This window comes from Blautia sp. DFI.3.45 (assembly GCF_020593505.1).
GTDB classification, from domain to species: domain Bacteria; phylum Bacillota; class Clostridia; order Lachnospirales; family Lachnospiraceae; genus Blautia_A; species Blautia_A wexlerae.
Map to the genome: position 1 here is coordinate 60949 of NZ_JAJDMI010000002.1, position 12281 is coordinate 73229.

At 40.8% G+C, this 12281-nt stretch carries 9 protein-coding genes; 2 read left to right on the forward strand and 7 right to left on the reverse strand.

The features are described 5' to 3' along the window. Positions 1-5 precede the first annotated feature (5 nt). The 5 genes from LJE09_RS01060 to gap form a co-directional block, all read right to left on the reverse strand. Complete coding sequence (locus tag LJE09_RS01060) at positions 6-479, reverse strand: GNAT family N-acetyltransferase (RefSeq protein ID WP_118613954.1); 474 nt, start codon at positions 477-479, stop codon at positions 6-8. 34 nt (positions 480-513) lie between these two features. Continuing rightward, on the reverse strand, positions 514-1704 hold the full coding sequence (gene rlmD, locus LJE09_RS01065; protein WP_118408906.1) for a 23S rRNA (uracil(1939)-C(5))-methyltransferase RlmD: 1191 nt from the start codon (positions 1702-1704) through the stop codon (positions 514-516). 668 nt (positions 1705-2372) lie between these two features. Beyond that, entirely contained in the window at positions 2373-3122 is a 750-nt protein-coding gene (tpiA, locus tag LJE09_RS01070; protein ID WP_022381027.1) for a triose-phosphate isomerase, read from the reverse strand. Between the two features lie 44 nt (positions 3123-3166). Next, positions 3167-4360 carry a phosphoglycerate kinase gene (locus LJE09_RS01075; protein ID WP_025577282.1) on the reverse strand — a complete coding sequence of 398 codons (1194 nt, stop codon included), beginning with the start codon at positions 4358-4360 and terminating at the stop codon, positions 3167-3169. Between the two features lie 158 nt (positions 4361-4518). Beyond that, the gene (gap, locus tag LJE09_RS01080) at positions 4519-5538 is read right to left on the reverse strand and encodes a type I glyceraldehyde-3-phosphate dehydrogenase (protein WP_008704062.1); all 1020 of its coding nucleotides are present in this window, start codon (positions 5536-5538) and stop codon (positions 4519-4521) included. A 318-nt stretch (positions 5539-5856) separates the two neighbouring features. On the opposite strand from gap, the gene LJE09_RS01085 reads away from it, so the two are divergent. Next, positions 5857-6675, forward strand: coding sequence for a histidinol-phosphatase HisJ family protein (locus LJE09_RS01085; protein ID WP_227310913.1), 819 nt, complete (start codon positions 5857-5859; stop codon positions 6673-6675). Between the two features lie 257 nt (positions 6676-6932). Continuing rightward, positions 6933-9014, forward strand: a complete 2082-nt coding sequence (locus LJE09_RS01090; RefSeq protein ID WP_179962913.1) for an amylosucrase — start codon at positions 6933-6935, stop codon at positions 9012-9014. A 76-nt stretch (positions 9015-9090) separates the two neighbouring features. Here LJE09_RS01090 and LJE09_RS01095 read toward each other — a convergent pair whose 3' ends face one another. Next, a complete protein-coding gene (locus tag LJE09_RS01095) occupies positions 9091-11625 on the reverse strand; it encodes a cation-translocating P-type ATPase (protein ID WP_022381066.1) in 2535 nt (844 codons plus the stop codon). 195 nt (positions 11626-11820) lie between these two features. After that, on the reverse strand, positions 11821-12270 hold the full coding sequence (gene nifU, locus LJE09_RS01100; RefSeq protein ID WP_008704067.1) for a Fe-S cluster assembly scaffold protein NifU: 450 nt from the start codon (positions 12268-12270) through the stop codon (positions 11821-11823). Positions 12271-12281: the final 11 nt, after the last annotated feature.

The following is a 12281-nucleotide window of genomic DNA, read 5'->3' on the forward strand; positions in this document are numbered from 1 at the left end:
GTTTATTATATTTTCTGGTATGCCATCCATTTATCCATTCCCAGACGTTCAAATGAACCGCAGTACTGAAATCCGCATTTTTCCAGAAGTTTCTGCATGGGGATGTTATCGCTGTATGTATCCATACGGAGATTCAGTGTCTGAGCATAGGCCCAGTCCAGACAGAATGATGCGGCTCCTCTTACTATTCCTGTGGACGCTACCCTGTGAACTACTCCATAGGGTTCTTCATTCAGCCATTTTCCATTAATTTCTTTATAATCTTCATCTTCTTCCGCCGCATAATAGAAAACACAGGCAATCTGCCCTTCTGACATGCACAGATACATTTTATCAATATCATGCTTTATCAGTTCTGCTGAGGGGTAATCTTCACCCCACTGTTCTGCATTGCCATTTTCTCTCATAAATTTGCGGGCTTTATCATAAACTTGCATGATCTGCCCAAGATCCTGCACTGATGCTTTTCTTATTTCCATGAAACCTTCCTTTTCTTTTGGTATTTATATTCTTTTAGTATTTGTATTCGTTTTGATTTTTCGTCTGTTTCTCAAATTTTTTCGTCAAAAGGCAAATATTTTCACAATGGTCTGTAAAACTGAACATATCTACCGGCTGTATTTTTCTCACATCATAGCCATGTTTTGTCAAATACTCCAGATCTCTTGCCAGTGTTTCCGGTCCACAGGAGATATATACGATTCTTGATGGATTCAGTTTGATAACAGAGGACATAAACTTTTTATCACTGCCGGTACGTGGCGGATCCATAAACACAACATCTGCATGTTCTCCGTTTTCTGCCATGTTTTCCATAAATTCTCCTGCATCTCCCTGATAGAAACGTGCATTTGTAATCTTATTTTCCTTTGCATTGATTCTGGCATCGCGGACTGCATCCGGATTTAATTCCACACCAATGACATTCTTTGCCCGCTTTGCGGCTACAAGTCCGATTGTTCCTATTCCGCAGTATGCATCTATCACTGTTTCTTTTCGTCCAAGCCCCGCATATTCAATTGCTGTCTTATACAGAATTTCTGTCTGTACAGGATTTACCTGATAAAAAGACTGCGGAGAAATGCGGAATGTACATCCGCAGAGCGTATCCCGGATATATCCTTTTCCATAAATGACGATATCACGCTCACCCAGTACCATACTGGTCTTCTTATCATTGACGTTAAGCACAACTGTTGTAATCTGTGGGTATTTCTTTCTCAGAGCTTTCACAAAATTATTTTTTGAAGGAAAGATCGGGGAACCAATCACAAGAACCACCATGATCTCATCTGTGGAAAACCCTCTTCTCACCAGCACATGGCGCAAAAGTCCATATCCTGTGTCCTCATCATATGTTTTGATTCTAAAAGATTTCAGCATATCCCGAATTGTACGGATGATTTCCTGACTGATCTTATCCTCGATCATGCACTCTTCTATCGGAACAACCTTATGTGTTTTCGCTTCGTAGGTTCCACAGATAATATTACCTTTTTTATCCCTGTCAAATACTGCATGAACTTTATTTCTATAATAAAAGGGATCATCCATTCCCATGATTGGTTTTACATTTGCAAACTTTCCAAGAAGCTTCTTCATCCTTTTCTGCTTGGCGGCAAGCTGTTCTTTATAAGGAACACCCTGATACTGACAGCTTCCGCATTTCTTTGATACACTACATTTTGTTACTTTTTCTTCCATAAAATATTAACCTGCTTTCTATAATTACACATTTTTTACATTATATCAGCGAAAATGGATTCCCGCAATCAGACAATCTTTATTTATCTGTCAATTTCCTCTCCGAATGTCGAAAAAACAGGGATTCTGTCGAAATGTTTTTGACTGATTTCTGTTGAAACTTGTAGACGAATGTAGAAAAATATGATATAGTTTATACATACAAAAGAGAAAATCATCGAATTGCCAAAGAGAAAAACATTTATATCACCAAGGATAAAAACTCAGAAATACTCCAAAATACAAAAGATAAAATACATGAACTAAATACACCTGATAAATAGTCAAAATACAAAAGTATCGAGGCATTCCTTTCGTGCAAAAGAGATTTACCCAAAGTACAAAAGAAACAGCTTACAGCAGATTTTTACACCAGATAAAAAAGACAGTTTCAGTAATGAAGCTGTCTTTTTCTTTATACATATTAATTTCATAAGATACTATGTGTCTGACATAGCCAAACAAATATTCGCAACAGCAATTAAAGCAGGTAACTTACCTGCTTCAACTATAACAATCCCCTGAATACAATCCAATCAATAAAATTACCAATTTTCCTGTATTCAGGGGCATTATATTATTTCTCGTTTGGACACAAAGATTATCTGCTTATAATCAGTTTTTTATTCTTATTTGTAGTTTACGATCTTTCCGAAATCAGCTTTCAGAGAAGCGCCACCTACAAGGCCGCCATCGATATCGTTCTGAACGAATAAGTCAGGTGCTGTTGCAGGATTTACAGATCCGCCATACTGGATACGGATTGCTTCTGCTGTTGCTTCATCATAGATTTCAGCGATGCATGCACGAATACCTGCGCATACTTCCTGAGCCTGCTCAGTTGTAGCTGTTTTACCTGTTCCGATTGCCCAAATTGGCTCGTAAGCGATAACTGCTGTCTTAGCCTGATCTGCTGTAACACCCTGGAATCCAACTTTAACCTGCTGACGGATGAAATCCATTGTCACGCCCTGTTCTCTCTGAGTAAGAGTTTCGCCACAGCACATGATAGGTGTAATTCCATGTTCGAAAGCTTTGAGAACTTTCTTGTTAACATCTTCGTTTGTTTCTCCGAAGTATTCTCTTCTTTCGGAATGTCCAAGAACAACATATTTAACTCCGGCATCTACGAGCATTGCAGGGGAGATTTCTCCTGTGTATGCACCTTTCTCTTCAAAGTACATGTTCTCAGCACCAACCTGGATGTTTGTTCCCTTAGCAGCTTCTACAACCGGGATGATATCGATTGCAGGTACGCAGAATACTACGTCTACTTCATCGTTAACTACTAATGGTTTTAATGTTTCTACTAATTTAACGGCTTCGCTTGGTGTCATGTTCATTTTCCAGTTACCAGCGATAATTTTCTTTCTTGCCATGATGATTTATCTCCTTAGTATCCCTGTGGGATGTTATTATATTCTTATTTATCGTTTGCTGCTGCAACACCCGGGAGTTCTTTTCCTTCCAGGAATTCAAGAGATGCACCGCCACCTGTGGAGATGTGTGTCATCTTGTCGCCATAACCAAGGATGTTAACTGCAGCTGCAGAATCACCACCACCGATAATAGTTGTGGCATCTGTTTCAGCAAGTGCTTTTGCAACAGCTTCTGTACCATGAGCGAAGTTTGGCATTTCGAAGCAGCCCATCGGTCCGTTCCAAACAACTGTCTTAGCATCTTTTACTGCGTCACCGAAAAGCTTCTCTGTTTCCGGTCCGATATCCATTCCTTCCCATCCGTCCGGAATCTCACCACGTTTAACAACCTGGATATTACAGTCATTAGAGAAGTTATCACCGATTCTGTTATCTAACGGAAGAAGAAGTTTCACACCTTTGTCTTCTGCTTTCTTCATCATGTCCAATGCATACTGAAGATAATCATCCTCACAAAGAGATGTTCCGATATGTCCACCCATAGCTTTTGAGAATGTGTAAGACATACCACCACCAATGATAAGAGTATCTACTTTATCAAGAAGGTTATTGATTACAGAAATCTTACTGGAAACCTTAGCTCCGCCAAGGATGGCAACAAACGGTCTCTCAGGATTGTTCACTGCATTTCCAAGGAAATCGATTTCCTTCTGCATTAAGTAACCAACAACTGCTGTATCAACATATTTGGTCACACCAACATTAGAGCAGTGTGCTCTGTGAGCTGTACCAAATGCATCATTAACAAATACATCACAAAGAGAAGCAAGTTCTTTGCTGAATTCGTCTCCGTTCTTTGTTTCTTCTGCGCGATAACGTGTGTTCTCAAGTAAGATAACATCTCCGTCTTTCATCTCAGCTACTGCTGCTTTTGCGTTAGGTCCTACTACTTCAGGATCTGCTGCAAACTTAACTTCCTGTCCTAATAATTCGGAAAGACGTTTTGCAACCGGTGCAAGAGATAATTCCGGTTTCGGCTCTCCCTTCGGTTTTCCAAGGTGGGAGCAGAGAATAACCTTTCCGCCGTCAGCGATCAGCTTCTTGATTGTAGGAAGAGCTGCAACCAGACGGTTCTCATCTGTGATCTTTCCATCCTGAAGAGGAACATTGAAGTCACATCTTACAAGAACTTTTTTGCCTTTTACATTGATATCATCAACAGATTTTTTATTCAGCATTTGTGGTGCCTCCTTAATAATATTCTTTAACAGTTACTGCATATCTGTAAACAGTAACTTATTGATTTCCTGCTGTCATTCCAGACCACGCGAAAAGGGTCCGGTCCAAATCAGACCGGACCCTTCGTTGGAGTCTATTCCTTTACACTTACTGAAAATTAAGCGTTCAGTAATTTACCAAAGTGTTTGATTGTACGAACCATCTGGCTTGTGTAGGAGTTCTCGTTGTCATACCAGGAAACTACCTGTACTTCTGTTGTGCCATTCTCAAGTGGAAGAACCATTGTCTGAGTAGCATCGAACAGAGAACCAAATCTCATACCAACGATATCGCTGGATACGATTTCATCTTCGTTGTATCCGAAGGATTCATTAGAAGCTGCTTTCATAGCTGCGTTGATCTGTTCTTTTGTTACGTTTCCTTCAACAACTGCTGTTAAGATTGTTGTAGAACCTGTTGGGGTAGGAACACGCTGAGCAGATCCGATAAGTTTACCGTTCAGTTCCGGAATAACAAGACCGATAGCTTTAGCAGCACCTGTGCTGTTAGGAACGATGTTAACTGCAGCTGCACGAGATCTTCTTAAATCACCTTTTCTCTGTGGTCCGTCAAGTGTCATCTGATCGCCTGTGTAAGCGTGGATTGTGCACATGATACCGGATTTGATTGCAGCAAGATCATTTAATGCTTTAGCCATTGGAGCTAAGCAGTTTGTTGTACAGGAAGCTGCGGAGATGATGTGATCTTCTTTTGTAAGAGTTTCATGGTTTACATTGTAAACGATTGTCTTAAGATCGTTTCCAGCCGGAGCGGAAATGATAACGTGTTTAGCACCTGCATCGATATGAGCCTGAGCTTTGTCTTTGGATGTATAGAATCCTGTACACTCAAGAACTACGTCTACACCGATTTCTCCCCATGGAAGTTCAGCAGCGTTAGCTTTTGCGTAAATTTTGATTTCTTTTCCGTCAACTGTGATGGAATCTTCTCCTGCTGTTACTGTATCTGCAAGAGCATATTTTCCCTGTGTTGAATCATATTTTAATAAGTGAGCAAGCATTTTAGGAGATGTTAAATCGTTGATTGCTACGATTTCAAATCCTTCTGCTCCAAACATCTGACGGAATGCAAGACGTCCAATACGTCCAAAACCATTAATTGCAACTTTTACTGCCATGATAAAATTCCTCCTATGAATTAAGTGGTTAATTATGGTAATCCTTTGTTTGTTAAAGAATCATCAACCTGTAATGTATTGTACATAATTCTAAACAAAAATTCAAGACCATTTTCCAAAAAACAGATAAAAATTAAGTAAAAAATGTAAATTATATGTTATACTGTGTATACAGTGCTTTATGAATACACTGATCCGGGCCTGTAATTGTGATATTTCAGGTGCAGATATATCCATTTAAGAGGACACAGTATTCATTTATAATATATCACACGCAAATATAACAGTACTGTTTTTACAGAAGAAAGGACTGAAATTATGGGCAGACAAATATTGTGGGATTGTCATATGCACTCTTCTTTTTCTGCTGACTCGGATACGCCTATGGAAGTTATGATCCATCGCGCTGTTGAAACGGGACTACAGGGAATTACTTTTACGGAACATCTGGATCCGGATTACCCTGTTACTCCGGACAATCTGGATTTTTCTCTGGATATTCCGGCTTACAAAGAAAAGCTGGCTGAACTTTCAGATATATATAAGGATAAAATTCAGGTACGTTTCGGAATTGAACTGGGACTGCAGATGCATCTGAGAGAATATTTTGACTCACTTCTCTCTCAGACACCTTTTGATTTCGTTATCGGTTCATCCCATCTTGTCCATGGGTATGATCCTTATTACCCGGAATTTTTTGAAGGACGTAAGGAATTTTTATGTTATATGGAATATTTTGAATCCATTCTTGAAAACATTTCCGCATATGACGGATTTGACGTTTACGGACATATTGATTATGTTGTCCGTTATGGTCCTAACAGGAACCGGGAATATTCTTACGGACGGTATAAAGATATTTTGGATGAGATTCTGAAGAAACTGATTTCCATGGGAAAAGGCATCGAACTTAATACAGGCGGATATCATTATGGTCTTGGAGAACCCAATCCATGTACTGCCGTAATAAGGCGCTATAGAGAACTCGGCGGAGAGATCATCACCATCGGAGCAGATGCGCATACTCCGGATAAAATCGCCTGTGCATTTGATAAAGCTGCCAGTGTACTGGAAGCCTGTGGTTTTCGTTACTATACAATCTTCAAAGACCGTAAACCGGAATTTATTTCTCTGTAAAACGTGTCAGTACTTGCCTATATGGCAGTTCCTATAATATAATATTACATATGATTTCAGAAGCCCAATTTCCAAACTGCTCCAAATACTGTTTCTCTGGTCTGCATCATAGCTGATCATGATAAAAAACTGACAGCAGATATGGAAATTGCAGCTTTCTGTATATATTCGTAACTGTCCGGTGTCTCCATATTTATGTTTTATATGTCCCGACACTGCCCGGTTACTGTATTTTTCATAAACCAGGGAGGAATATTATGGCTAAAAAAAGACTCCAGAAGAAACGTTCTTCATCAACAGTCAGAAAGCAGGAATCAGAAATTTTACAAGTGACTACTTCCAAAACTGAGCCTGTCAGAGTTGAAACTTCTAAAGTAGAACCTGTTAAGGTCGAGACTTCCAAAGTGGAACCTGTTAAGGTCGAGACTTCTAAAGTAGAACCTGTTAAGGTCGAGACTTCCAAAGTGGAACCTGTTAAACTGGACGTTCCTGTTGATCTTACTTTATATAATGAACGTTTTCAGAAACATTATGATGAGCTGAAATGGTTATATTGCGAATTATATCAGGATCATGATGATGTCATGACCTATCTGCATGATCTTACTTCTAATATGGAAGCTTTCTATAACAGCAGAAATTCAGCATTAAAGGCATCTGATAAAAAGCGTGAGGCTGATCCGGACTGGTATAAACGCAATGACCTTGTAGGCATGATGATGTATGTAAACAATTTTGCACATACTTTAAAAGGTCTGGAGGAACATCTGGATTATGTGGAAGAATGCAATGTCAATTATCTTCATCTGATGCCTCTGCTCGCATCTCCGAAAGGAAAAAGTGACGGTGGTTACGCAGTAGCTGACTTCCGCACAGTGCAGCCTGAGCTTGGTACTATGGAGGACTTTTCAGAGCTTACCTCCAAATGCCATGAACGCGGCATCAACATCTGCCTTGATTTCGTTATGAACCATACTTCCGAAGAGCATGAGTGGGCCAAACGGGCTCGCGCAGGTGAAAAAGAATACCAGGACCGTTATTTCTTCTTTGATACCTACGATGTTCCTGCACTCTATGAGAAGACCTGTCCACAGGTATTCCCAACTACCGCACCGGGCAACTTTACATGGCTGGATGACCTTCACAAGCATGTCATGACTACTTTCTATCCATACCAGTGGGATTTAAACTACAGAAATCCTGTTGTGTTTAACGAAATGGTCTACAATATGTTATATCTGGCAAACCAGGGTGTTGACATCGTACGTCTCGATGCAGTTCCTTATATCTGGAAGCAGCTTGGAACAAACTGCCGCAACCTGCCACAGGTTCACACAATCGTACGTATGATGCGTATGATCTGCGAGATCGTGTGCCCGGGAGTCCTTCTTCTCGGAGAGGTTGTCATGGCTCCTGAAAAAGTTGTTCCATATTTCGGTACACTTGAAAAGCCGGAATGCCATATCCTGTATAACGTTACTACTATGGCAAGCACCTGGCACACAGTTGCAACCAAAGATGTATCTCTGCTCCGCAGACAGCTGGATATTCTGGGATCTCTTCCAAAAGAGTACATCTTCCAGAATTATCTGCGTTGCCACGATGATATTGGCTGGGGACTGGATTATGATTTCCTGAAGAATTTCTCAATCGATGAGGTTTCTCATAAGAAATTCCTGAATGATTTCTTTACAGGCAAATATCCGGATACATTTGGCCGCGGTGAACTTTACAATGATGACCCGCGTCTGGGTGATGCAAGACTTTGCGGTACTACCGCATCTCTGTGTGGCATTGAGAAATATGGTTTTGAAGGAAATGTAGCTGGTGTTGACAGAAGTGTGCGCTATGACATCACACTTCATGCATTTATGCTTTCCCAGTCAGGTATCCCTGTAATCTACAGCGGAGATGAGATTGGTCAGGTAAACGACTATTCTTATAAAGATGATCCTGACAAGGCAGTTGATTCCCGCTATCTTCACAGAGGAGAATTCAACTGGTCACTTGCTCCAAACAGAAATATCGCAGATACAGTACAGGGAAAACTTTTCCACGCACTGGATCATCTGGAACATATTAGAAGTTCACACAGCGTTTTTGATACAACAGCTGATCTTCGTACAATCGATACCTGGGATTCTTCTATCCTTGCAATCGTACGCGAAAATGCAGAGGAGAAATTCATCGGAATCTATAACTTCAGCGATCAGGATAAGGTTGCATGGATCAACGAAGATGACGGCATATACACTGATCTTATCTCAGGACATGAGATGGAAGCTAAAGGTGTTATGATCCCTGCATTTGGATGCTTCTGGCTGTGCAGAAAGAAATAAACCATTAATCTGCATAACGCAGACCGCATAATGCAAACGAGGACAATCTGCATATTTTACAGATTGTCCTCGTTTTTTACTTCTGGACTCTTTCCAAAAATCTTGCAAAAAATCCTTTATTTTCATCTTCTCTGTCCAGTGACTTCTCATAAATCCTCCTGATCCATTCTGTAATAGTTTCGATCAGGATTGGAGAGAATGTCATCAGTACAAATACCAGAATGATCATTCCAAATTCCAGAGAACCCAGTGTCAGCAAATCCTGCAATACAACCGCACTTATAAAAAATGCAAACTGCATTCCATAAATGATCACTTTTCTGTATGTGTTCAGCGGCGAATAAACTGTACGCAGTGCAGACATATAGTTCCACCCCGTAACCAGAACACAGGCTGTATTAAGCATGACGTTAGAATGGTATACATCCTGACAGACCAGCATGATCGTAAATACACATCCTGTAATGGTTACTGCCGCAGGAAATGCATTCATAAATACGTGCCTCAGGAATGTATGGTCAATCTTATTGTAATTATTTTCCTGTGTCAGAAGAAATGTAGGAATTCCCACTGCGCAGGCACTGATCAGCGACATCTGGATTGGTTCAAAGGGATATGCATCTCCAAAGAAAATTGTGATCAATGACAGTAAAACAGAAAAAATTGTTTTGATCAGAAACATGGATGCCGCACTTCTGATATTGTTTACAACACGACGGCCCTGATTTACAATATGAGGCATTGCCCCGAAATTAGAATCAAGAAGAACGACATTTGCAATATTTTTAGCTGCATCGCTTCCTGCTGCCATGGCAATACTGCAGTCTGCTTCCTTGAGTGCAAGTACGTCATTTACACCGTCACCGGTCATCGCAACTGTATGCTTCTGCGACTGAAGAGCCTGTACCATCTGTTTCTTCTGCTGTGGTGTTACACGCCCGAATACACTGCACTCTGCAACTGCACGCTGCATTTCTTCCGAAGTTTTAATTGTTGTTGCATCGATATAATGATTGGCATTTTTCAGTCCTGCTTTCTTTGCAATCGCAGAGACAGTCACAGGATCATCTCCTGAGATAACTTTAAGGTCAACTCCCTGGCTGTCAAAAAAAGCCAGAGTATCCGGTGCTTCCTCACGTATCACGTCAGTGATGAGAAACAGTCCCAACGGTTCAAGTCCTGTCGGGCGTTCCGTTCCTTTTGTCTCCTGTTCACTGTGAGCCAGAACAAGGATACGGTATCCCTCCTGTGCGTAACTGCTGCAATGTTCCAGAAGTTCTTCATTTCCTTCCGGAAAAAGGAACTGTGCAGCTCCCATCAGATAAGTTCCTCTTCCTTCAAAAACAGCACCACTGTATTTCCTGTCTGAGGAGAAAGGAATGGCATGGATCAGTTTCAGGTCATTTCTTGAAGGAAAGCGCTTTCTCAGCGCATCTGCTGTTGCATTCTGATCATGAAGAACTGACATCATATTTCCCATAATGTGGTCAATTTCCTGAAGCTTCTGTCTTTCTTCCTGAGATACCGTTTCTGAGTTTACTGTTTCCTGTATCTGTCCGTTTTCCTTCTCTGCTGATACCGTAACCTCCGGTTTTAATGCTGACACATTCTGAACAGGCTCCCCTGTTTCCGGATCAAATTTTGCTGTATGTTGTACAACAGTTGTCTGTGCTGTATCATACAACTGCACATCTTCAACCTTCATGGTCCCTTCTGTGATCGTACCGGTCTTATCCAGACAGAGCGTGTCAACTCTCGCCAGCGTTTCAATACAGTAAAGCTCCTGCACAAGTGTCTTCTTTGTAGCAAGAACCATAGAACCCAATGTCAGTGCCACACTTGTCAGAAGTACCAGGCCTTCCGGGATCATTCCAAGTACTGCGGCAACCATATTTACCACAGAATCCTTCAGTGTATCTCCTACGATCATATATTGCTTGTAAAACAACATGGCACCAAGAGGCACGATAATGATACTGATCACCTTCAGAATCGCATTCAGAGAATTGCGAAGTTCCGAATTATGACGTTTAAATTCCTTTGCTTCACTTGTGATCTGCGATGCATAATTATCTTTTCCAACATGGATTACCTGACAGCAAGCTTCCCCTGATGTCACAAAGCTTCCTGAAAAAAGTTCGTCTCCCTGGCTTTTGGACAGATTGTCCGACTCACCGGTGAGTAGAGACTCGTTTACTTCTACAGTTCCCTCCAGTACCTTTACGTCAGCCGGAACCTGATCTCCTGTTTTCAGAAAGATCAGATCATCCAGAACCAGTTTCTCTGTGGAAATACTCCATTTCTTCCCCTCACGCAAAACTACTGTTTTACTCTCTGTAAGAATTGCAAGTTTGTCAATCGTCTTCTTTGCTCTGATCTCCTGAATAATACCTATCACTGTATTGATCAGAATGATTCCCATAAACATGGAGTTCTTATAAGATCTCACAAAAAGCACCAGAACAAGCAATGCAATATTTAAAAAGTTAAAAAATGTAAGCGTGTTTTCCAAAATGATCTGCTTGTAGGTTCTGGTATTCGGGTTCTCGTTGACATTAACTTTTCCTTCTGCAATCCTCTCCTGCACCTGTTCATTTGTAAGTCCTGTCATTTCTACCTCCTGCAGAAAATATTTATAGCAGCATCATATAATAAAAATTGCGGGAACTGCTTCACAAAATATCTTTTGTCCCTGGTATCATATAATGCCATAATATAAAGCACAGGGCAGATGATGAGTATCACCCGCCCCTTCTTTATAAATAACGATTTCAGATTACAAACAGATTCAGATTTTTTGCTATAATCAATATTCTTCTTCCTCTGCTTCTTCACCTTCGTGAATATCAGACTTTGGTTTCTTAAGACCTTTAATCTCAATATGATGCTTCTGTGCATAATCCCACAGAGCCGCATGGATTGCTTCCTCTGCAAGCAGGGAGCAGTGTACTTTTACAGGCGGAAGTCCGTCCAGGGCTTCCATAACTGCCTTATTTGTAACTTCCATAGCTTCTTCGATGGTTTTTCCCATTACCATCTCTGTTGCCATGCTGCTGGTTGCAACTGCCGCACCACATCCGAATGTTTTGAATTTGCAGTCTTTGATGATATGTGTTTCATCATCGATATCAAGAAAAATCCTCATGATATCACCGCATTTTGCATTTCCCACTGTACCTACGCCACTTGCGTTCTCTATTTCTCCTACATTACGCGGATGCTGAAAATGATCCATTACTTTTTCACTGTAAGCCATTTGTGTTTCCT

Excerpts from the sequence above, each read along its gene's own strand:
- LJE09_RS01060 (WP_118613954.1), bottom strand. The coding sequence starts at position 479 with ATGGAAATAAGAAAAGCATCAGTGCAGGATCTTGGGCAGATCATGCAA.
- rlmD (WP_118408906.1), bottom strand. The coding sequence starts at position 1,704 with ATGGAAGAAAAAGTAACAAAATGTAGTGTATCAAAGAAATGCGGAAGC.
- tpiA (WP_022381027.1), bottom strand. The coding sequence starts at position 3,122 with ATGGCAAGAAAGAAAATTATCGCTGGTAACTGGAAAATGAACATGACA.
- LJE09_RS01075 (WP_025577282.1), bottom strand. The coding sequence starts at position 4,360 with ATGCTGAATAAAAAATCTGTTGATGATATCAATGTAAAAGGCAAAAAA.
- gap (WP_008704062.1), bottom strand. The coding sequence starts at position 5,538 with ATGGCAGTAAAAGTTGCAATTAATGGTTTTGGACGTATTGGACGTCTT.
- LJE09_RS01085 (WP_227310913.1), top strand. The coding sequence starts at position 5,857 with ATGGGCAGACAAATATTGTGGGATTGTCATATGCACTCTTCTTTTTCT.
- LJE09_RS01090 (WP_179962913.1), top strand. The coding sequence starts at position 6,933 with ATGGCTAAAAAAAGACTCCAGAAGAAACGTTCTTCATCAACAGTCAGA.
- LJE09_RS01095 (WP_022381066.1), bottom strand. The coding sequence starts at position 11,625 with ATGACAGGACTTACAAATGAACAGGTGCAGGAGAGGATTGCAGAAGGA.
- nifU (WP_008704067.1), bottom strand. The coding sequence starts at position 12,270 with ATGGCTTACAGTGAAAAAGTAATGGATCATTTTCAGCATCCGCGTAAT.